Source organism: Chromohalobacter canadensis (assembly GCF_034479555.1).
Taxonomy (GTDB): domain Bacteria; phylum Pseudomonadota; class Gammaproteobacteria; order Pseudomonadales; family Halomonadaceae; genus Chromohalobacter; species Chromohalobacter canadensis.
In genome coordinates this window covers 1,131,251-1,150,850 of sequence record NZ_CP140151.1, presented here as the reverse complement: position 1 = coordinate 1,150,850, position 19,600 = coordinate 1,131,251, and the positions used below count along the sequence as shown (strand labels likewise).

The window sequence follows — 19,600 nt, the reverse complement described above, 5'->3', positions numbered from 1 at the left end:
GCCCGCCAATTGGCGGGCATCTTGCGTTACGGCGGATGAAACGAGGCGAAGCCTTAGCCCAGGTCGTTGACCAGTAGCGCTTCGATATCGGCGGTGCGTTCGGCCAGCGTGGCCTCGTCGGGGGCGAGCACCGTGACATGGCCGATCTTGCGGCCGGGACGGGGCGCCTTGTGGTAGTCGTGCAGGTGCGCGCCGGCAACGCTGAGCACGGCGTCACGCTCGGGGAAGGCGCCGATGATATTGAGCATGGCGCAGGGCACGAGGCGCGTGGTGTCGCCGAGCGGCCATCCGGCGATGGCGCGCAGGTGGTTCTCGAACTGGCTGGTGGTCGCGCCTTCGATGCTCCAGTGCCCGGAATTATGCACGCGGGGGGCGATTTCGTTGGCCAGCAGCTCGCCGTCGCGGGTGACGAAGAACTCGAAGGCCATGACGCCGACGTAATCCAATTCTTCGAGCACGCGCGTGGCGTAATCGGTGGCTTGGGCCTGTTGCGGGTGACCGGGCTGCGGTTCGGCGCGATGCAGAATGCCCTGACGATGCTCGTTGCGCGACAGCGGCCAGACCCGCACTTCGCCGTCGCGACCACGCACGGCGATGGCCGAGACTTCGTGATCGAAGTCGATGAAGCCTTCCATGATAAGCGGCACATCGCCTAGCTCGGCGACGCTACCGGGGACGTCCTCGGCGTTGCGCAGCACCTTCTGGCCCTTGCCGTCGTAACCCAGGGTGCGCGTCTTGAGCACCGCCGGCAGGCCGATCTCGGTCACTGCGCGCTCCAGGTCGGCCTGGTTTTCGATCAGCGCGATGGGCGCGATGGCGATGTCCAGCGACTGGAACAGCGATTTCTCGGCGCCACGGTCGCGTGCGGTTTCCAGCGCCTTGGCCGGCGGGAAGGCCGGGCGCTGCTCGGCGAGCTGGGCCAGGGCCATCGTCGAGACGTTCTCGAATTCGAAGGTGAGGACGTCGCTGGACTCGATCAGCGCCTGATGCGCCTCGTCGTCGTCCCACTCAGCGCAGATATGGACGCCGTGGATGGCGGCGCAGGCCTGGGTCGACGGGTCGAGAAAGGTGAAACGCATGTCCAGCGGCGCGCCTGCTTGCGCCAGCATCCGACCCAGTTGGCCGCCGCCCACGATACCGATATTCATTCATGTCTCCTGCGTGTCGTCGGTGGGACGCGGGTCAGGCGCGTCGAGCACCTTTTGTGTCTGTGCGTCGCGATAGGTTTCCAGCGCCTGACGAATATCCGGATACTTGTTGCCCAGCATGGCGGCGGCGAGCAGGGCGGCGTTGATGGCGCCGGCCCGGCCGATGGCCAGGGTGCCGGTGGGAATGCCCGCCGGCATCTGGACGATGGAGAGTAGCGAGTCGACGCCGCTGAGCATGCTCGACTGCACGGGCACGCCGAGCACCGGTAGGGGTGTCTTGGCAGCGGCCATGCCGGGCAGATGCGCGGCACCGCCGGCCCCGGCGATGATGACTTCCAGCCCGCGGTCGGCAGCGCCGGCGGCATAGTCGAACAGCAGATCCGGCGTACGGTGGGCCGAGACGACCTTGACCTCGTACTCGATCCCCAGTGCCTCAAGCGTGTCGACGGTATGACACAGGGTCGCCCAGTCGGACTTCGAGCCCATGATGACACCAACCAGTGCGCTCATGCTTTCTCCCCTTCGGATGTGTGGCAACGTCATGGCGTCGCGCGAAACGAGAAGCGCGGCATTATAGCATTGCAGGCCGCGTGGAGCAGCGACGTACTCTTTCCAAGTACGCTCCGGCTCCAACGTACGCCCCGGCATATGCTCCGACGTACGCCGCTCAGCGGAAGGCGGCTTCGAGTTCGAAGCGCGGCACCGGCTCGCCGGCGACTTCGACGGTTTCGCAGAACATCGTCAGGGGGCGCACCCAGAGGCCATAGTCGCCGTATAGCGCGCGATAGACCACCAGCGGCTCTTCGGTTTCGCTGTGATGTGCGACGCCCAGCACTTCATAGCTGGCGCCCTTGTAATGACGATAGATGCCGGGGACCGGGCGTGTCTCATGGCTCATGAGGGTATCTCCGTAACGTGGGAATCGGCCGGTTCGCGCTCGGCTTTGGCGGCGAGCCGTGCGAGCGTGCGCGAGGCGGCCACGAAGCCGAAGCTCCCGGTGACGAAGGTGGCCGCACCGACGCCGGAAGCGCAGTCGAGACGCGTGGACTCGCCATTGCCGGGTTTTTGCTGACAGACCTCGCCATCGGCGCCGGGGTAGACGAGCTGCTCGTCAGAGTAGACGCATTCGACACTGAAGCGTCGCTTGGGATTGCGCGAGAAGCCGAAATCCCGCCGTAGGCGCGCGCGCACCTTGGCCAGCAGCGGGTCGTGCTCGGTACGTGTCAGGTCGGCGACGCGGATACGCGTGGGGTCGGTCTGGCCGCCCGCCGCGCCGGTGACGGTCAGGCCGATCTTGCGGCGCTTGCACCAGGCGATCAACGCGCTCTTGGCGATGACGCTGTCGATGGCGTCGATGACGTGGTCGGCGTCCTGGGGCAGGCGCTCGGCGAGGTTGGTCGGCGTCACGAAGGCGGTGTCGGCATGTACAGTGATACCCGGTTGAATGGCGCGACAGCGCTCGGCCATCACCTCGACCTTGGGCCGGCCGATGGTGCCGTCCAGCGCGTGCAACTGGCGGTTGACGTTGGACACGCAGACATCGTCGAGATCGATCAATGTCAGGGTGCCGATGCCGGCGCGGGCCAGGGCTTCCACGGCCCAGCTGCCGACGCCACCCACGCCGATGACCACCACGTGCGCACGGCGGAAGAACGCGGCGGCTTGGGCGCCATACAGTCGGCGGATGCCGCCGAAGCGGAAATCATAATCGTCGTGCATGTGATCTTTCCTCGTTACCGGTCGTGGCCGGTGGGCCATAGCGAAGCAGGGCGCGTCGCGTGCCAATCGACGCGTGTCGCCGGGGCGTGGCCCTGCCAACCGAAGCGCGCGAACAGTGTGTGCATGTCGTCGGCCAGGGGTGCATCGAGTTGCAGCGTGCGCGCTTGCTCGGGGTGCCAGATCGTCATGCCCACGGCCGCCAGCAACAGGCGCGGGCTTTCCAGATGATCGCGGAAGAAGCGGTTGTGGGCGCCCTTGCCGTGTTTGGCGTCACCGATGATCGGGTAGCCACGCCGCGAAAGGTGGCGGCGAATCTGATGCCGTCGGCCGGTCCAGGGCTGTGCTTCCATCAAGGAATAGCGCACCTGGGGGTAACGGTCGATGCGCACCGGCAGTTCGACGCTATCCAGGCGGCGCACGGCGGTCCAGGCGGCAAGCTCGGGCATTTCCGACTTGGGGCGTTTGCCGTCTTCCTCGCGCAGGCCGTAATCGAGCACATCTTGCTCTGGGCCGACGCCCCGGACCACCGCCAAGTACCGCTTATGGACGCGATGCGCGGTGAATTCCTCGCCCAGCGCCTTGGCCATCTCTGGGTCGAGGGCGAATAGCAACAGCCCCGAGGTGGGCCGGTCGAGCCGGTGCACCGGATAGACGTGGCGCCCTAGCTGATTGCGCAGGGTTTGCAGGGCGAATACCTGCGCATCGGCGGCGATCGCACTGCGGTGAACGAGCATGCCCGAGGGCTTATGCACGGCAACCATGCGCTCGTCCTGATAAAGTATGGGCAATTCCGACGTCATGAAGGGGCCTTCGGCTCGCTCGAAGGGCGCCTATTGTCGATCTTGCCACCAAGGATGTACAGCCGATGATGCTAGGGGTCGTCACGGGCCTATTGGGTGCTCTGTGTCAGGCGATTTATTATTTCGTAGCCGCCTATGTAGGCAGCCGTTACACGCTATCCACGCGCGCCATGCTGGTGTTTTCCCATCTGTTGATGGGCGGCGTCTCGTTGCTGGGGGTGGCGCTGCTGCTCCCGGGCAGCGGTGCGCGCCTGGAAGCGGTATGGTTGCCGCTGCTGGCGATGAACGTGTGCTACCTCGGAGGCCAGGCGGCGCTTTTTCGTGCGCTGCGGCGCGACGTGGCGTCGCGCGTCTCGCCGCTGCTGGGCCTCAAGGTCGTGCTGCTGGCCGGCGTGACGGCGCTGGCGGCGGAGCAGGCGTTGAGCGTGCTGCAGTGGGCGGCGGTGATCCTGTGTGGCGGCGCGGCGCTTGCCATGAGCCTGGCGGGCGGACGGCTCAAGCCCTCGGCGGCGGGCTGGATCCTGGTTGCGGTGGCCGGTTATTCGGGCTGCGATCTGGGCGTGGTCGCGCTGACCCGCGGCATCGAGGTGCCGGGCCTACACGGCGCGTTGCTGTCGGTGTTTCTGGCGTATAGCGTGGCCGGCCTGCTGGTGGCCCCGGTGGGCATCGGGCTCTCCAAGCGCCAGTGGCGCAAGGCGCTCAAGACATGGCCGGTGGCGTCTGCGTGGCTGGTGTCGATGCTGCTGATGTTCATCGCCTTCAATATTCTGGGCGCGGTCCACGGCAATATCATCCAGTCGTCGCGGGGCATCCTGTCGATCGCCCTGGCGTTGCTGGCCACGCGGTTAGGCGTGGGCCTGGCCGATCCGCTCAAGCGCGGGCGCGTGTTCTATCAGCGTCTGGCGTGCGCGGTGGTGATGGCGGGCGCCATCGTGTTATTTCAGTTGGGTTGAATCACACACATCTCCTCGAACAACATCCACTTCCTTGAACCACATAACGCGAGGTAGGCATGAGCGAGCATCAGGCACCGCATCTCGTTGTCCTCACCGGGGCGGGTATCAGCGCCGAGAGCGGCCTGAAGACGTTCCGCGACGGCGACGGTCTGTGGGAAAACCATCGCGTGGAGGATGTCGCCACGCCCGAGGCCTTCAACCGCGATCCTGAAAGCGTGCTGCGCTTCTACGACGAGCGCCGCGCGCAGACGCGTCAGGCATCGCCCAACGCCGCGCATCACGCTCTGGCTGAACTCGAACGAGCCGGGTTTCGCGTCAGCGTCATCACTCAGAATATCGATGACCTGCACGAGCGGGCTGGATCGCGCGATGTGCTGCATCTGCATGGCGAGATTCTCATGGCGCGCTCGAGTGCCGACCCTAGCTTGCGCTACCCGGTGGGGCGGCAGGGCATTCGGATGGGTGAGTTATGCGACAAGGGCAGCCAACTACGTCCGGACGTGGTGTGGTTCGGCGAGCCGGTGCCGCGTTACGCCCAGGCCTGCGACGTGGTCGCCGAAGCGGATTTCGTGCTGGTGGTGGGCACATCGCTGGCGGTGATGCCGGCGGCGATGCTGCTCGATCAAGCGCCGATGGAGGCACCATGCTTGCTCGTCGACCCTCAGGCAGAGGCTCTCGCGCCGCGTGGCGTGCGCGCCATTTCGCAACCGGCGAGCCAGGGCGTGCCGCCGCTGATCGAGCATTGGCGTCACGCGGGCGCGCTGTGGATGCCGGACTGGGCCTGACGCCGAGGCGCTTCGCCTGCGCCACGTTTTACGGCACACTATTGCCTCCCTTCGATACAACAAGGTGCATAAAGCACCGACGAAACACGCTAGGACACTCATGCCAATCTTCGAACGTATCAATCGTCTGTTTCCCGTCTGGGCCATCTTGTTGGCGGTCATCGCCGCCCTGGTGCCGGAGCTTTTTACCGGCTTGGCCGGCTATATCAAGGCGCTACTGGTGATCATCATGTTCGCCATGGGGCTGACGCTCACCAAGGGCGACTTCGCACGCGTGGTGAAGTCGCCCAAGCCCATCGCCGTGGGCGTCATCCTGCAGTTTCTGGTCATGCCGCTGGCGGCACTGCTGGTCTCTCGGGTGCTGGGCCTGTCGCCCGAACTGACCATCGGCATGGTGCTGGTGGGTGCCACGGCGGGCGGAACTTCCTCCAATGTGATGACCTGGTTGGCTGGCGGCCATGTGGCGCTGTCGGTGTCGATGACCATGGTCTCGACGCTGATCTCGGTGGTCGCCACGCCGTTGATCACCTTGCTGCTGTTGGGCCAGAGCATCGATGTGCCGGTGCTGGGCATGCTGCTGAGCATCGCTCAGTTGGTGGTTGCGCCCATCGTGCTGGGCGTGGTGATTCATCACCTGCTGGGTACGCACATTCAACGTGTGGAACCGGCCTTGGCCACACTGGCCATGGCGTCCATCGTATTGATCATCGCCATCGTGGTGGCGCTCAATGCCGGACGCTTGAGCACGCTGGGACCCATCGTGGCGCTGGCGGTCATCGCGCATAACGGCATCGGCCTCGCGGCGGGGTACGGTCTGGCGCGGGCGCTGCGCTTCGACACGCGTACCGCGCGCACCATCGCCTTCGAGGTCGGCCTGCAAAATTCAGGGTTGGCGGTGACGCTGGCGAATCAATTCTTCACCGCAGGCGCGGCGCTGCCCGGCGCCTTGTTCTCTGTGTGGCACAACGTTTCCGGTTCGCTGCTGGCGGGTTACTGGAAGCGCCGGCATGCTTCGAACGCGCCGCCCGCAGCCTCGACACCGCGTGGATGAAAGCCCGGCCGGGCATGCTAGAATGCCCGGCCTTTTCGACCCAGCCTGATGTCTCATGCATGAATCCCACGATGCGCCGGCCGATTCAGCCACGACGGTCTCCGGTTATGACCCCGACGCGCCGCGCAAGCCGTTCAATGCGCGCGGCAGCTTCGTCTCGCGTTGTCCGGAGTGCCGGCTGCCCAAGCTCAACTGCTTGTGTCCGTACCGTGTGGCAGCCGAGAGCCGCGTACGTTTCTGGCTTTTGACGCATCCCATCGAGCATTACAAGCCGACCAATACCGGTCGTTTGATTAGCCATATCCTGCCCGAAACCCAAGTCTTCACCTGGTATCGCACCGAACCCGACCCGCGGCTTCTGGCGCTGCTCGAGGACGACCGCTTTGCGCCGTTCATCGTCTTTCCCGACGACCAGGCGGATTACGCCGAGCGCGTGGTGGGTCCCGAGGCCGTCGACGCAGCACTGGCTGGCTCGCGCACGCCGGTATTCATCCTTCTCGACGGCACCTGGCGCCAGGCGCGGCGGATCTTTCGGCGTAGCGAGTACCTGGCCTCGCTCCCGGTGCTACCGCTCAAGACATCACGCCTGACGCGCTACCGACTGCGCAAAGCGGCCTCCAGCGAGCATCTATGCACCGCCGAAGTCGCCGCCGAGCTGTTGCGCATCAGCGGCGACACCGACGCCTCGGCGATCCTCGACGACTACTTCGAGGTGTTCAACGAAAACTACGCCTCCAGTCGGCGCCATCGTCAGGTCGAGGCACCTTCCGGCGCGATGCAACGTTTGCTCGAGCGACGCGAGTCATACGTGTAGCGCTTCGCTTACCTTTTCGCCGATGCAGTCCACGTTGCCGCCCGCACAGCCTTTGATTCATTCCACTGAGGCGTGGGTTGCCGCAGGCCCAGTCCAAGGGCCATTACGGCAACCGCAGGGCATGGCACTCATACATTCACTCCTTTCATGCCCTCCAAGGTATAGCGCTCGCCTACCACCGGCAGTGATGCCGTGGCCGTTTCGAGTTGACGCTGCTCTTCGACGCTAAGACTGATGTTCGCTGCGGCGACATTCTCTTCGATATAGCGCAGCTGTTTGGTGCCGGGAATCGGTACGATGTCGGGTCCCTTGGACAAGAGCCAAGCCAGCGAAAGCTGCGCCGGGCTGCAGCCTTTCTGTGCCGCCACCTCGGCGATCACATCAGCGATTCGGCGGTTGGCGTCAATCGCCCCTTCTGTGAAACGCGGCAGATTGGGGCGGAAGTCACCCTCGCCGAACTCTGCCGTATCCTGAAACCGCCCGGTCAGAAACCCGCGACCGAGTGGTGAGTAAGGCACGAAACCGATGCCTAACTCGCGACAGGCGGGTAGCACTTCTCGCTCTACTTCGCGGGTCCATAGAGAATATTCTGTCTGTACCGCAGTAATCGGGTGAACCGCATGAGCCCGACGTAGCGTTGCGGCGCTGACCTCACATAGGCCAATACGGGCGATCTTCCCTGACTGAACAAGACGTTCGAGCCCACCAATTGTTTCTTCGATTGGTTCTTCAGGGTTGATGCGATGGACGTAATAAAGATCGATTTGCTCAACGCCTAGCCGGCGAAGCGAGGCTTCACAAGCCTTGCGTGCATAGTCGGCACTGTTGTCCAGGCTACGCTTATATTCCCCAGGGTTGCGTACAATGCCAAACTTGCTCGCAATGCGAATCTGAGCCTTGCTGCGGGCCAGAAAACGACCGATAAGTTCTTCGTTGTGATGCGGCCCATACATGTCTGCCGTATCGAAAAAGTCGACACCAAGCTCGACAGCCCGCTCCAGTACGCGCAACGATTCACTGTCATCTCGAGGCCCATAGAATTCGCTCATTCCCATGCATCCCAAGCCGATGGCCGAAACCGAGAAGTCGTTGCCAAGCGTTCGTTTTTCCATGATCTGTCTCCTTGAGTGCCGGAGTGGCAGCGTGGCACTATCCAGATATGAAAAAAACGAACGTTTTAGGTAAAGAGGTTTCCGATTTTGAAAAACAGATGCCTCGGGGGCCTAGTCTGGGATGATACCCGCGCATTTCTTGCCGTAGCGCGCTGCGGTACTTTGAGCGCCGCTGCATCGCAGCTCAACCTAGGGATCGCGACACTCTCACGGCGTATCGAGCGACTCGAAACTGCCTTGAAGCTCCCACTCTTCGTGCGTCAGCAATCGGGATACCAGTTAACTGAGGACGGTGCCGATCTCATAGAGAAGGCGGAAGCCTTGGAAGCGGCTGCGCAAGCCTTTACATCGGAAGCAGACCTTCAAACTCAGATGAGCGGCCAAGTGCGACTGGCGACGGCCGAAAATCTGGCTACCGAGTTGATACTGCCGGCGCTCCCGGAGTTTCGCGCGCAATACCCCGAGCTATTGGTTGAAGTGGTGACCGACATCTCGACCACTAACCTGCATCGACGAGATGCCGACCTTGCGGTGCGGATGGTCCGGCCTGAAAGGGGCAATGTCACGCTACGCCGTCTCGGCACCTTGGGCTACGGGCTTTATTGCAGCCCCGGCTACGAGTCACGACGCGAGGCTACCCCCGACCTGGGTGACTATGACACGGATACCTTTATCACTTGGGGTGAGATGCAGTCGCACCTGCCTGCCGCTCAATGGGTGGAGCAAATCCTGCGTGGGCGCACACCAGCGCTGACCACCACCTCACTTGCCGCACAGGTGGCGGCAGCTAAGGCGGGGCTCGGGCTTGCGGTGCTACCGCACTTCATCGCTCGCGATGCGGGGCTAGTCTGCGTTGACTCGGACATTGGGGTCGACCAACCAATCTATCTTGTCATCCAAACAGACCTTGCAAGATCGCGGCGCATCAGAGCACTAGCCGACTTCTTAACGGATCTGGTAGCCCGAAATCGCGAGCGGTTGAGCGGGTAAGTTTCCCAGCTTCCTTCTTTCCCTGATTTGGCAGTTCTTGGTAACTCGACGGAATTGATGAGTCTTAGCATTTACTTCTCGTTGAGAGCCTCACTTAGCGGAACGGATCGTCGTCATTACACGGCGGTTCGCCGCAAGCTGATGGCGCACTGGCTTTCCGAGCTATTGGCCGAGAACCACTACCTCGCGATGCAACGTTTGCTCGAGCGCCATGGTGATGCGGATGGTGCGGGCGATGTGAACCGCACATGATCGGCGACCTTGTCTGCTTTTATGGCGCTGGACGCCCCCGATGTTGAAATTTCGATTTGCCGTCTAAGACCAAGGTCGGTAGGGTGCGCCCCTCACTCGATGACCGGAACCAAGACCAGATGACTCAAGACAACACGAGTGCCACGCGCTCGGGGATTCGCTATGGCGACCCGACGGTGCTGGGGCTGACGATTGGCTTTATCGTGTTATTCGTGGCGTTCTCGCTGACCGATCCCGAGGGCATGACGGCGGTGATCGGTGCCGGGTTCGCCTGGACGGCGAAGACGTTGGGCGCCTATTTCCAACTCCTGCTGCTGCTGACCTTCCTGATCGCCGTGGGCGTGGCCGCCTCGCCGGCAGGCCGCGCGCGCATCGGTAATCTTGAGCGACCGGACATGGGCACCTTCAAGTGGGTGTCGATCATTTTGTGCACCCTGCTGGCCGGGGGCGGTGTGTTCTTCGCCGCCGGTGAGCCGGTCTATCATTTCGTGGTCACGCCGCCGGCATTTTCCAGCGAGGCGGGCACCGCCGCGGCCGTGCCCAATGCACTGGCGCAGTCCTTCATGCACTGGGGCTTTCTGGCCTGGGCGGTGCTCGGCACCCTGGCGGCCATCGTGCTGTCGCATCACCATTACGACCGTGGCCTGCCGCTGCAGCCGCGTACCCTGTTGGCGCCGCTGTTGGGTGAGGAACGCATGCGCGGCGTGTTCGGCGGCGTGGTGGACGCGGTCTGCGTCATCGCCGTGGTCGCCGGTACCGTGGGCCCCATCGGCTTTCTGGCGACCCAGATGAGCTTCGGCCTGCATACGCTGTTCGGCGTCGCCGAGGGCTACGGCACGCAACTGGTGATTCTTCTCGTGCTGGGCGGTGTCTATGTGACCTCGGCGATCACCGGGGTCGACCGGGGCATTCAGATGCTGAGCCGTTTCAATGTCATGCTGGCATTGGCGATCGGCGCCACGATCCTGCTTCTGGGGCCGACGCAGTTCCTGTTCGATAGCTGGTTCCAGGGCTTTGGGACTTATGTGGGATCGTTCTTCGAGATGGCGACCATGACCTCGCAGACCGCGCCGGACTGGTGGATGAAGTGGTGGACGGTGTTCTTCTTCGCCTGGTTCATCGGCTACGCGCCGTTGATGGCGATCTTCGTGGCGCGCATCTCGCGGGGACGCACCATTCGCCAGATGATCGTGGCCGTGGCCGTGCTCGCCCCCGTGGCCACTTCGGTGTGGTTCACGCTGTTGGGTGGCTCGGGCATCTTCTACCAGATGAGCGGCGCTATCGATCTTAGCGAAGCGCTCAACAACTTCCAGTTCGATGTCGCGACGTTGACGGTGGCCCAGGCGCTACCGGGCGGTAAGTTGATGGCACTGGCGGTGCTGGTGCTGACCACGATCTTCGTGGCCACTACCGGCGATTCCATGAGCTATGCGATCTCCGTGGTCAACGCCGGTCATGACGAGCCCCAGCCCGCGCTTCGCGCGTTCTGGGGCGTGGCCATGGCGTTGATGGCGGCGATTCTGTTGTACATGGGCGCAGGGCAGATCAGCGTCTTGCAGCAGTTCATCGTGATCACCGCGATCCCCGTGTCGCTGGTGTTGCTGCCCTCGCTGTGGCTGGGGCCGCGCGCCGCGCAGGCCATGGCCAAACGTCAGGGAATCGTCGCCTCGTAACCGACGGCCGATGCCTTGCATGTAAAGCGCCCCGGCATGTTGCGTGCCGGGGCGCTTGTCGTTGGACGCAGGGTTTTTACTCGCTACGCCCCGCCATTCGTTGATCACCTGAGTAGACGGTGCGAACGATGTGAATGGCACATGATCGGCGACCTTGTCTTCTTTTGCGGCGCCGGACGCGCCCGATGTTGAAATTTCGATTTGCCGTGTTCGACGAAGGTCGGTAGTGTGCGCGCCTCACGCGACGATCGGAACTGGACATTGATGACTCAACACGATGCGAGCGCCACGCGCTCGGGCACGCATTTTGGCGACCCGACGGTGATGGGGCTGACGATCGGCTTCATCATCCTGTTTGTGGTCTTGTCACTGATCGACGCCGACGCCATGACCGCAGCGATAGGCGTGGGATTCGCCTGGACGGCGAAGAATCTGGGGGCCTATTTCCAACTGCTGTTGTTGCTGACCTTCTTTATTGCCGTGGGCGTGGCCATGTCATCTGCGGGTCGCGCGCGCATCGGCAATCTCGAACAGCCGGATATGAGCACCTTCAAGTGGGTGTCGATCATCCTGTGCACGCTGCTGGGCGGCGGCGGTGTATTCTTTGCTGCCGGCGAGCCTATCTATCATTTCGTGGTGACGCCGCCGGCGTTTTCCAGTGAGCCGGGTACGCCGGCGGCGGTGCCCAATGCGTTGGCACAGGCCTTCATGCACTGGGGATTTCAGGCCTGGTCGGTGCTGGGTACTTTGGCGGCTATCGTATTGTCGCATCATCACTACGATCGTGGCCTGCCGTTGCAACCGCGCACGCTGTTGGCGCCGTTACTGGGCGAGGCACGCATGCGCGGTGTCTTGGGTGGCGTGGTGGATGCCGTCTGCGTCATCGCCGTGGTGGCCGGTACCGTAGGCCCCATCGGCTTTTTGGCCACGCAGATGAATTTCGGTCTGCATACCCTGTTCGGCGTGACCGAGGGCTATGGCACCCAGTTGATGATCCTCGTCGTGTTGGGCGGGGTCTACGTGAGTTCAGCGATCACCGGCATCGACCGGGGCATCCAGTTTTTGAGCCGCTGCAATGTCATGCTGGCATTGGGCATCGGCGCCGTGATTCTGCTTTTCGGGCCGACCCAATTCCTGTTCGATAGCTGGTTCCAGGGCTTCGGTACATCTCTGGGGTCATTCTTCGAAATGTCTACCATGACTTCGCAGACGGCGCCGGACTGGTGGATGAAGTGGTGGACGGTGTTCTTCTTCGCCTGGTTCATCGGCTACGCACCGCTGATGGCGATCTTCGTGGCACGCATCTCGCGGGGCCGCACCATCCGTCAACTGGTCGTCGCCGTGGCCGTGCTCGCCCCGGTGGCCACCTCGGTGTGGTTCACGCTGTTGGGCGGCTCGGGGATTTTCTACCAGATGAGCGGTGCCATCGATCTGAGCGAAGCGCTTCAAAACTTCCAGTTCGATGTTGCCACGCTGGCGGTGGCCCAGGCGTTGCCGGGCGGCAGCCTGATGGCGCTGGCGATTCTGCTGCTGACGACGATCTTCGTGGCGACTACCGGCGATTCCATGAGTTATGCGGTTTCTGTGGTCAACGCCGGCCATGACGACCCCCAGCCGGCGCTGCGTGCGTTCTGGGGCGTGGCCATGGCGTTAATGGCGGCGATTCTGCTGTACATGGGCGCGGGACAGATCAGCGTATTGCAGCAGTTCATCGTGATTACGGCGTTCCCAGTGTCATTGGTACTGTTGCCTACGCTGTGGCTGGGGCCGCGCGCTGCGCAAGCCATGGCCAAGCGCCAGGGGATCGTCACGTCGTAACCGACGTTCGATGCCTTGCACGAAAAAGCGCCCCGGCATGCGATATGCCGGGGCGCTTGTCGTTGTGGACGAGGCATCTTGGGCGAGGCGTTGTGACTAGCAGGTCATTCGCCGGCGGCGAGCCACTCGTCGACGAGGTCCTGGTTGTCTTCGATCCACGTCTGCGCGCCCTCGACGGGATCGCCGGCCTGTTCGATCTCGGCCATCAGGCCGCCCAGGCTGTCATCGTCCATGTGCCAGGCGTTGAGCACCTCGGTGAGCCAAGGGTCGTCCTCGGTGAAGCCCGGGCGCGAGAACCAGTAGATGGTTTCGTTGTCGCCGTAAACGTTCTTGGGATCCTCGAGGTACTTGAGGTCGTACTCGGCAAAGGCCCAGTGCGGACTCCACAGCGTCACGACGATTGGCTCTTCCTGCTGGTAGGCCGCATCCAGCGCGGCCATCATGGCCGGCCCGGAGCTGTTGACCTGTTCCATGGGGAGTTCGTATGCGTCGATGGCCTCGTCGGTCAGGCCGGCGATCGCCGAGCCGGAGTCGATGCCCAGAATGCTGGGGCTGCCCTGGTAGCCGTAGTCCTCGGCTTGCGCCTTGAGTTCCGGGATGGTGTCGATGTCGGCATAGCTCGGCACTACCAGGCCGAGCCCGGTGCCTTCGTACCAGGCGCCGTTGATTTCGAGCTGGTCCTTGTAGGGCTCGAGGTAGCGCGCGTCGGTGTTGGGGAGCCAGATTTCGAGCGAGATGTCGAAGTCGTTGTTGGCAAGGCCGCTGTAGAGGGCGTTCTTGCTGACATCGGAGAGCTCGACATCGTAGTCGTAGCGGTTCTCGAGGATGAGCTTCCACATGTTGGCGACCGCGACGTTCTCGGCCCAGTTGTTGGTGCCGATCACCAGCGTCTTGTCCTCGGCTTGGGCGGTCGTGGCGGCCGTGAAGATTGCCGCGGCGGCCAGGGAGCACAAAGTCGTTTTCATGTTGTCATTCCTCGGTGGGTGGTAAAAAAAAGCAAGCGTCTATAAAGCATGACCCGGTCAGGGTGGCGACGTTGTCGTCGCGTCGTTCGGTCGCCGGGGACGGTCCGGCGATGCCGATTCAGTGTCAGTCTCGTGCGGCGGGCGCGCGTTCCAGCCCCTGGAATTCGACGAAGGCCTGCATGCGCTGCCATAGCCGGTCGCCGTAGATATAGCCGCCGTCGCCATCGGCGTTCGGGGCCTCGATGGTGGCCTCGACCGCGGGCTCGAAGAAAAACGGAATCGAGTGCCGTGAGCGGGTGCCGCCGACGATACGATGCTCCGTGGCTTGAATGCGTCCGCCGGACCAGTCCGACAGCAGGCGGCCGAAGTTGACCACCAGGGCGTTCTCACGGGGCGGCACTTCTTCCCAGTCACCGCTTGGGGTGCGCACTTGCAGCCCGCCGACCTGGTCCTGCCACAGCAGCGTGATGAAGCCGTTGTCGCAGTGCGGAACGCCGACCAGCCAGCGCCGCGTATCGCCGCTACCGTCGACGGCCGGCATGGCGGCCAGTGTCTCGGCGGGGCGCTCGGGGTAATGGATCAGGCGCAGCGTCGAGTTGCCGTGGGCGAAGGGCCGCGTGAGTGTCTCGCGCGGCATACCGAGGCCCTCGGCCAGCGCCCCGGCGATCACGCCGCCGAGCGATTCCATGGCTTCATAGTAGGTGGCGACATCCGCCGACCAACCCGATAGTTCGGATTCCGTCGGCTGCGGCGTGGGTTCGCGCAGCGGGTCGCCGCTCTGGGTATCCGCTCGCTCGGGGTGAGCAACGTCCGGGCCGAGGTCGATGCCTTCCTTCCAGGTCGGGTCCTCGTTCTGGGGCGGAAAGTAGCCGCGATAGACATTGCGGTTGGCCGGCTCGAACTTGTGCCGCGCCAGCTGCTGCTTGTGCGTCGCATCGAGTTCGAAGAAACGCAGCAAGCGGGCGTGAATGTCAGCGGCGAGCCCTAGTTGCGACGGGGCGATGCCCACAGTCATGAAGCCGGAGTCGCAGGCGGCATCGACGATGGCCTGGCGCGTCTCGTCGCGCGCCGGGTCGTCGGCGAGTAACGGCGTCAGGTCGATATGCGGAATCAGCGTCTGGCTCATGAGGGTCCCTTGTGACGAATGGACGAAGCGGTTGTCCGGCGGCGTTGGCTGACGTGTCACTCGGCCAGCAATCGCGCATCGAGATGATAGTCGGAAAGCAATTCGACCTGACCGTCGTCGCGAATGTAAAGCTGCTCCTCGAGCTTGACGCCTTCGCCACCGTCTTCGTGGCCGATGTAGCTCTCCACGCAGAGCGTCATGCCCGGCTGCATGATGCCGTCGTAGCCCTTGTCGTCGATGTCCTCGCGGTGAACGATATACGGATATTCGCCGGTCATGCCGACGCCGTGGGCCAGCGCAAAATAGCGGCGCGCCTTGTAGGGCTGGGGGATCTGCCAAGCCTTCTCGGCGTACTCCTTGAACGACATGCCCGGTGCGATCAGGGCCATGTTATGGCGCACCTGGTCGAAGGCCATGCGATAGAGCTCGCGCTGGGTAGACGTCGCCTTGCCATCGCCGCACAGGAAGGTCCGCGAGAAATCGGCGTAGTAGCCATACCGGCCGACCACGTCGGTATCCAGCGCGACCAGCTCGCCGGCCTGCATCGCTCTATTGGAGCACTCCTGGAACCAGGGGTTGGTGCGCGGCCCGGAGTTCATCAGCCGCGTTTCGACATAGTCGGCGTCGGTGGCGATGATGTGCTGGTGCAGCTGCGACCAAACCTCGTTCTCCGTGGCGCCGGGACGAATCGCCGCTTCCAGCTTGCGTACGCCATTCTCTACCGCGCGCAGTGAGCTGCGCACCATCTTTATTTCGTTGGGCACCTTGATGGCGCGTGCCCGTTCCAGCGGAATCTGGGCATCGCAGATTTGCCAGCCGTGTTCGACCAGCGCGAAGGCTGCGTGCGAAGTGGCGCTTTCGATGGCCACCTTGTCGCCTTTTTGGCCGCCACACTGGCGCACCAAGTCGTCGATTTCTGCCGCCCAGGCTTGGGTGGTCTGCTGCAGATTATCTTCACAGAAGTAATAGGAAATCGCCGTCGCTGGACGTGTCTCGTCGATGCCGGGCAAGCCTTCGGTCAGGTGACTGCAGCCGGAGAATTCGAACATCACCACCGGGCCTTCTGCCGGCACGAAGGCGTAACGCGCTGGATTGCGCGCCGAGTAGACCTGCATGTTGCGGGCGCCGGTGGCGTAGCGCACATGGGTCGGGTCGAACAGCACGGCGGCGACGATATCGCGTTTCTTCAACTCCGCCCGGGTACGTGCCAAGCGATCCAGAAGAATCTGCTGGATTTCTGACTGCGTCGGTTCGCACTCGGCGGGATCGTGCGTCGGCGCCAGGATATCGGTGCCTTCCAGCAGGGAAGGCAGTGTGGATGACAAGCGGGTCATGGTCGTCGGTCCAGTCATTTAAGTTGAGCTAGGGCGTTTCGATCAGTCAAGCAGGCCGTCGGCGCGCTCCTCGCGGCGCTTTTCCGCTTCGATGTGCGCTTCCGAGACGCGTCCGTAGAGCTGGCGCGTGCGCTCCAGCCGACCCACCACGCCCGGCTGTTGCGAATAGGCGAAGATTGCCGTGTGGCGCTCTCGTTCACCGCTGACGCGTGTCACCCGATGCAGCGAGTAACGTCCCTTGAAGAGTTGCAGGTCGCCGGGACGAAGCAGCAACGTACGCGGCGTGGTCGTATCCTCGCCGCGAATCACCGCGCCGACGCCATCGTAGTTCTCGCCCGCCGGCGTACGGATGTTAGGGCAGTACTGGAACTCGCCGCCGCTGTCCGGTATGTCGGTCATCATCGTGACGATGTATTCGTTGGTGTCGTAGTGCCAGGGCTGCTCGGTGCCGGGCGGAAGAACGTTCTGCACCAGTCCGGCGAACGGGTCGGCATATTCATAGACCTCGTCCTCCTGCAGGCACTCGGCCACCAGGCGTTTCATCGCCGGCGAGACGTAGAGCTGTTGAATCACCGCGTCGGCGGGAATCATGTCACGTGTCACGAAGCCGCTGGTGCGCTCCATGAAATGCCGCCGGGGGTCATGCTCCGGAAGGCTTTCGTCGTCGCTGGTGAACCAAGCGTTGACGCGGCGGCTGGCATAATAGCTCTTGGCCGATAATTCACGCCCTTCCTGGCGAGCCTGCTCCAATGCCTCGGAGCGCAGGAAGCCACGCAGCACGGCGCAGCCCTCACGGTCCAGATCCTCGCGTACCCGGGCGATCTCGGCCTGAAGGCGCGGGTCGTCGACGTCATGCAGTGGGTAGCGGTCGGTGTCGACCAATTCGCTCAGGTCAGTGCGCTCGGCATCGGCGAGCCGGCGCTGGGTCGGCTTGGACTCGACGGCGGGGTCGATCGCGGCAGCGGTCGTCGGCATGGGAGGCCTCTCGATCAGCAAGGTGTCAGGTGACAGGACGTTGCCGCCGTGAAGGTTGGGCGGCCCGTCGATGTCCTCTATGCTGGACAGAACCCTCCCATCAGTAAAACGAGTCATTTCAATGGCAGCCATCGGGAATACCGATACCGCGCAATTGGCGGCGCTGGACAGCGACCTGCTGCTGGCCTTCGTCACCGTGGCCGATAGCGGTGGCTTCACCGCTGCGGCGCGCTATCTGCATAAGACCCAATCGACCATCAGCCTGCGTATCAGCACCCTCGAGTCGCGCCTCGATACGTTGCTGATCGAGCGTGGTAGCCGTCGGCTCACGTTGACCGGCGATGGCGAGACCTTTCTCGTCTACGCGCGGCGCCTGCTGCAGCTGCAACGCGAAGCGATCGCGGCGCTGGGGCGTTCGCAGCCGGTGACGCTGCGCTTCGGGCTCCCCGAGGACTACGCCGATACCTGGTTGCCGGCACTGCTCGAACGCTTCGGCGCTCGGCATCCCGAGGTCCACGTGCATATTCACTGCCGCATGTCGACGGAGCTGCTGGAGCAACTGGAGAAAGGATCGCTGGATGTCGTGCTGGCGGTGCAGCACGCCGCCGACAGTGGAGGGCGGCCCGTGGCCACGGGGGAGGTGGTTTGGGCGGCGCATCGGCGTTTCACGCTAGACGCCGGGCGGCCGATCCCGCTGGCGCTGTTTCCGGAGCAGTGCATTTACCGGCGCCGGGCGCTGGCCGCACTGGCCAATATCGGTCGTGACTGGCAGCTCGACTCCACCAGTCAGAGCCCGAGTGGTTTGCGCGTCATCGTCAATCAGGGCCAGACACTGACCGTGACCGACCGTCGCTCGCTACCCGAGAACTGGCGAGCGCTGGGGGAAAGCGATGGCCTGCCGCCGCTGCCCCCCGCTGTGATCGAAGTGCACCGTTCCCCGAGTCTGATGCATCCCGCCTTCGACGATTTCGTCGCGTTGATCAACGAAGTGCTGGAGGAGGGAGACGCGGCAGGGTGAAACGCTGCCGCTCTCGAACCTGAAGCAAATTCGCCACTGATCATTGATGCGAATACTGTACTTCAAGCGGGACGTTTCTCCAGCATCAACCAGCCTGCCAAGCCCACCATCGCCGAACCACTGACACCATCCAGCCAACGCTGCCTGCGCAGGCTGACGCTACCTTGGCCCAGCAGATGCCCGGCGCCAGCGTACACTAACGCACATCCGAACTCGATCAGGATATACACCAGCCCCGCCAGCATGATCGCGGGGTGATACCGACGCGGAAGCCATTGGAGAGCGCCAGCAGGCCACTACAGAATAATGGAACGCGGATATAGTCACTCCTTGGCAGAAAGCCGCCAGTGGCTCTTGGTGGCATTTATTCCGTCGATGCCCGATTTTGCGCCATGGCCGGCCAACCGAAGCACAGGTGGATTAGCGGCATTATAGGCGTTTCGAGGGCCAGTGCTGCTGCCGTAGCCTCGTCGCAGAAGCCGGCGACGAGCACGCTACCCAGCCCCTCGGCAGTTGCTTGCAACTGAATGTTCTGAGCTGCGGCGCCCGCTTCGATCCAGGCGTAGCGTTGGCCACGTGATCCGTAGGGCGGTTGATCGGCAAATGTTTGAGTCGCGGCCCCCATGTCGGCACAGATCGTGATAATGCCGGCAGCCTGACCGATCCAAGGTTGATCCTCGAGTGCAGCTTGCTGGAGTGCCTCTCGTACGTCGTGGTCGAGGTGCGTTTTCAGCATGCAGCTTTCGGGATCGAAGGTGTAGGTCGCCGCGTCCAGGTCGCGAATGCGCCCTGCTATTGCCAGCAGCTGAAGCGGATATAAAGCCCCCGCCGAAGGTACGCTACGTCTACTACTGGCATGAGTGATGCCTTGGGCAATCCCAAGCAGCCTGTCGAGGATTGCGCTAGGAACCGTCTGTGGGCTGAAATCACGACAGCTATAACGCGACCGGGCGAGTTGCTCGAGCGATGCCACATTTCTCTCCTTGGTTTGCATGGATTAGGCGATGTGCAGCTCTGCCCGAGGGTGATGCCGACAGTTCGGATCGTCCAAGACTAATAACCGA

At 63.2% G+C, this 19,600-nt stretch carries 21 protein-coding genes; 9 read left to right on the top strand and 12 right to left on the bottom strand.

Annotated elements, in window-relative coordinates; all coding sequences use genetic code 11:
* Positions 1-53: 53 nt before the first annotated feature.
* The 5 genes from SR908_RS05475 to SR908_RS05455 form a co-directional block, all read right to left on the bottom strand.
* Complete coding sequence (locus SR908_RS05475; protein WP_246919345.1) at positions 54-1,148, bottom strand: 5-(carboxyamino)imidazole ribonucleotide synthase; 1,095 nt, start codon at positions 1,146-1,148, stop codon at positions 54-56.
* Positions 1,149-1,658 (bottom strand): 5-(carboxyamino)imidazole ribonucleotide mutase, encoded by a 510-nt coding sequence (purE, locus tag SR908_RS05470; RefSeq protein ID WP_246919348.1) that lies wholly within the window; start codon positions 1,656-1,658, stop codon positions 1,149-1,151.
* A 157-nt stretch (positions 1,659-1,815) separates the two neighbouring features.
* Positions 1,816-2,046 carry a DUF1653 domain-containing protein gene (locus SR908_RS05465; protein WP_040242985.1) on the bottom strand — a complete coding sequence of 77 codons (231 nt, stop codon included), beginning with the start codon at positions 2,044-2,046 and terminating at the stop codon, positions 1,816-1,818.
* The gene (tcdA, locus tag SR908_RS05460; protein ID WP_246919351.1) at positions 2,043-2,867 is read right to left on the bottom strand and encodes a tRNA cyclic N6-threonylcarbamoyladenosine(37) synthase TcdA; all 825 of its coding nucleotides are present in this window, start codon (positions 2,865-2,867) and stop codon (positions 2,043-2,045) included. The genes SR908_RS05465 and tcdA overlap by 4 nt, the downstream gene beginning before the upstream one ends.
* A gap of 14 nt (positions 2,868-2,881) precedes the next feature.
* Complete coding sequence (locus SR908_RS05455) at positions 2,882-3,667, bottom strand: pseudouridine synthase (protein ID WP_246895729.1); 786 nt, start codon at positions 3,665-3,667, stop codon at positions 2,882-2,884.
* Positions 3,668-3,732: 65 nt separating this feature from the next.
* On the opposite strand from SR908_RS05455, the gene SR908_RS05450 reads away from it, so the two are divergent.
* From SR908_RS05450 to SR908_RS05435, 4 genes are all read left to right on the top strand, one after another.
* Positions 3,733-4,620: an EamA family transporter gene (locus SR908_RS05450; RefSeq protein ID WP_097022125.1), complete on the top strand. Its 888-nt coding sequence runs from the start codon at positions 3,733-3,735 to the stop codon at positions 4,618-4,620.
* Between the two features lie 59 nt (positions 4,621-4,679).
* Complete coding sequence (locus tag SR908_RS05445) at positions 4,680-5,408, top strand: SIR2 family NAD-dependent protein deacylase (RefSeq protein ID WP_246919354.1); 729 nt, start codon at positions 4,680-4,682, stop codon at positions 5,406-5,408.
* Positions 5,409-5,508: 100 nt separating this feature from the next.
* A complete protein-coding gene (locus SR908_RS05440) occupies positions 5,509-6,459 on the top strand; it encodes a bile acid:sodium symporter family protein (RefSeq protein ID WP_075368352.1) in 951 nt (316 codons plus the stop codon).
* Positions 6,460-6,514: 55 nt separating this feature from the next.
* Positions 6,515-7,273: a tRNA-uridine aminocarboxypropyltransferase gene (locus SR908_RS05435; protein WP_246919357.1), complete on the top strand. Its 759-nt coding sequence runs from the start codon at positions 6,515-6,517 to the stop codon at positions 7,271-7,273.
* A 128-nt stretch (positions 7,274-7,401) separates the two neighbouring features.
* Here SR908_RS05435 and SR908_RS05430 read toward each other — a convergent pair whose 3' ends face one another.
* Entirely contained in the window at positions 7,402-8,385 is a 984-nt protein-coding gene (locus SR908_RS05430) for an aldo/keto reductase (protein WP_246919360.1), read from the bottom strand.
* Between the two features lie 87 nt (positions 8,386-8,472).
* Between SR908_RS05430 and SR908_RS05425 the strand changes: the two genes are divergently transcribed.
* From SR908_RS05425 to SR908_RS05410, 4 genes are all read left to right on the top strand, one after another.
* Positions 8,473-9,375 carry a LysR family transcriptional regulator gene (locus SR908_RS05425; RefSeq protein WP_322527388.1) on the top strand — a complete coding sequence of 301 codons (903 nt, stop codon included), beginning with the start codon at positions 8,473-8,475 and terminating at the stop codon, positions 9,373-9,375.
* Between the two features lie 57 nt (positions 9,376-9,432).
* Positions 9,433-9,627 carry a hypothetical protein gene (locus SR908_RS05420; RefSeq protein ID WP_143748567.1) on the top strand — a complete coding sequence of 65 codons (195 nt, stop codon included), beginning with the start codon at positions 9,433-9,435 and terminating at the stop codon, positions 9,625-9,627.
* A 119-nt stretch (positions 9,628-9,746) separates the two neighbouring features.
* Positions 9,747-11,300, top strand: coding sequence for a BCCT family transporter (locus tag SR908_RS05415; protein WP_246919363.1), 1,554 nt, complete (start codon positions 9,747-9,749; stop codon positions 11,298-11,300).
* A gap of 264 nt (positions 11,301-11,564) precedes the next feature.
* Complete coding sequence (locus SR908_RS05410) at positions 11,565-13,118, top strand: BCCT family transporter (RefSeq protein ID WP_246919367.1); 1,554 nt, start codon at positions 11,565-11,567, stop codon at positions 13,116-13,118.
* A 104-nt stretch (positions 13,119-13,222) separates the two neighbouring features.
* Here the strand turns inward: SR908_RS05410 and SR908_RS05405 are convergent, their stop codons facing one another.
* The 4 genes from SR908_RS05405 to SR908_RS05390 form a co-directional block, all read right to left on the bottom strand.
* On the bottom strand, positions 13,223-14,083 hold the full coding sequence (locus SR908_RS05405) for a glycine betaine ABC transporter substrate-binding protein (protein WP_246919368.1): 861 nt from the start codon (positions 14,081-14,083) through the stop codon (positions 13,223-13,225).
* Positions 14,084-14,207: 124 nt separating this feature from the next.
* Entirely contained in the window at positions 14,208-15,209 is a 1,002-nt protein-coding gene (locus SR908_RS05400; protein WP_246919372.1) for an isopenicillin N synthase family dioxygenase, read from the bottom strand.
* A gap of 56 nt (positions 15,210-15,265) precedes the next feature.
* On the bottom strand, positions 15,266-16,543 hold the full coding sequence (locus SR908_RS05395) for a M24 family metallopeptidase (protein WP_246919374.1): 1,278 nt from the start codon (positions 16,541-16,543) through the stop codon (positions 15,266-15,268).
* A 42-nt stretch (positions 16,544-16,585) separates the two neighbouring features.
* The gene (locus tag SR908_RS05390; protein ID WP_246919377.1) at positions 16,586-17,518 is read right to left on the bottom strand and encodes a HalD/BesD family halogenase; all 933 of its coding nucleotides are present in this window, start codon (positions 17,516-17,518) and stop codon (positions 16,586-16,588) included.
* A 121-nt stretch (positions 17,519-17,639) separates the two neighbouring features.
* Here SR908_RS05390 and SR908_RS05385 point away from each other — a divergent pair, with 121 nt between their 5' ends.
* Positions 17,640-18,536: a LysR family transcriptional regulator gene (locus tag SR908_RS05385; protein WP_246919380.1), complete on the top strand. Its 897-nt coding sequence runs from the start codon at positions 17,640-17,642 to the stop codon at positions 18,534-18,536.
* A 62-nt stretch (positions 18,537-18,598) separates the two neighbouring features.
* On the opposite strand, the gene SR908_RS05380 is transcribed toward SR908_RS05385, so the two are convergent.
* Both SR908_RS05380 and SR908_RS05375 read right to left on the bottom strand, forming a co-directional pair.
* Positions 18,599-18,766 carry a hypothetical protein gene (locus SR908_RS05380; protein ID WP_246919383.1) on the bottom strand — a complete coding sequence of 56 codons (168 nt, stop codon included), beginning with the start codon at positions 18,764-18,766 and terminating at the stop codon, positions 18,599-18,601.
* Between the two features lie 134 nt (positions 18,767-18,900).
* On the bottom strand, positions 18,901-19,509 hold the full coding sequence (locus SR908_RS05375; RefSeq protein ID WP_246919386.1) for a SagB/ThcOx family dehydrogenase: 609 nt from the start codon (positions 19,507-19,509) through the stop codon (positions 18,901-18,903).
* Positions 19,510-19,600: the final 91 nt, after the last annotated feature.

What these genes read in the sequence shown, in the direction of transcription:
- SR908_RS05465 (WP_040242985.1), bottom strand. Translation starts at nt 2,046, where the DNA reads ATGAGCCATGAGACACGCCCGGTCCCCGGCATCTATCGTCATTACAAG.
- SR908_RS05455 (WP_246895729.1), bottom strand. Translation starts at nt 3,667, where the DNA reads ATGACGTCGGAATTGCCCATACTTTATCAGGACGAGCGCATGGTTGCC.
- SR908_RS05385 (WP_246919380.1), top strand. Translation starts at nt 17,640, where the DNA reads ATGGCAGCCATCGGGAATACCGATACCGCGCAATTGGCGGCGCTGGAC.
- SR908_RS05420 (WP_143748567.1), top strand. Translation starts at nt 9,433, where the DNA reads ATGAGTCTTAGCATTTACTTCTCGTTGAGAGCCTCACTTAGCGGAACG.
- purE (WP_246919348.1), bottom strand. Translation starts at nt 1,658, where the DNA reads ATGAGCGCACTGGTTGGTGTCATCATGGGCTCGAAGTCCGACTGGGCG.
- SR908_RS05440 (WP_075368352.1), top strand. Translation starts at nt 5,509, where the DNA reads ATGCCAATCTTCGAACGTATCAATCGTCTGTTTCCCGTCTGGGCCATC.
- SR908_RS05445 (WP_246919354.1), top strand. Translation starts at nt 4,680, where the DNA reads ATGAGCGAGCATCAGGCACCGCATCTCGTTGTCCTCACCGGGGCGGGT.
- SR908_RS05400 (WP_246919372.1), bottom strand. Translation starts at nt 15,209, where the DNA reads ATGAGCCAGACGCTGATTCCGCATATCGACCTGACGCCGTTACTCGCC.
- SR908_RS05450 (WP_097022125.1), top strand. Translation starts at nt 3,733, where the DNA reads ATGATGCTAGGGGTCGTCACGGGCCTATTGGGTGCTCTGTGTCAGGCG.
- SR908_RS05415 (WP_246919363.1), top strand. Translation starts at nt 9,747, where the DNA reads ATGACTCAAGACAACACGAGTGCCACGCGCTCGGGGATTCGCTATGGC.
- SR908_RS05395 (WP_246919374.1), bottom strand. Translation starts at nt 16,543, where the DNA reads ATGACCCGCTTGTCATCCACACTGCCTTCCCTGCTGGAAGGCACCGAT.
- SR908_RS05390 (WP_246919377.1), bottom strand. Translation starts at nt 17,518, where the DNA reads ATGCCGACGACCGCTGCCGCGATCGACCCCGCCGTCGAGTCCAAGCCG.
- SR908_RS05410 (WP_246919367.1), top strand. Translation starts at nt 11,565, where the DNA reads ATGACTCAACACGATGCGAGCGCCACGCGCTCGGGCACGCATTTTGGC.
- tcdA (WP_246919351.1), bottom strand. Translation starts at nt 2,867, where the DNA reads ATGCACGACGATTATGATTTCCGCTTCGGCGGCATCCGCCGACTGTAT.
- SR908_RS05430 (WP_246919360.1), bottom strand. Translation starts at nt 8,385, where the DNA reads ATGGAAAAACGAACGCTTGGCAACGACTTCTCGGTTTCGGCCATCGGC.
- SR908_RS05435 (WP_246919357.1), top strand. Translation starts at nt 6,515, where the DNA reads ATGCATGAATCCCACGATGCGCCGGCCGATTCAGCCACGACGGTCTCC.
- SR908_RS05405 (WP_246919368.1), bottom strand. Translation starts at nt 14,083, where the DNA reads ATGAAAACGACTTTGTGCTCCCTGGCCGCCGCGGCAATCTTCACGGCC.
- SR908_RS05475 (WP_246919345.1), bottom strand. Translation starts at nt 1,148, where the DNA reads ATGAATATCGGTATCGTGGGCGGCGGCCAACTGGGTCGGATGCTGGCG.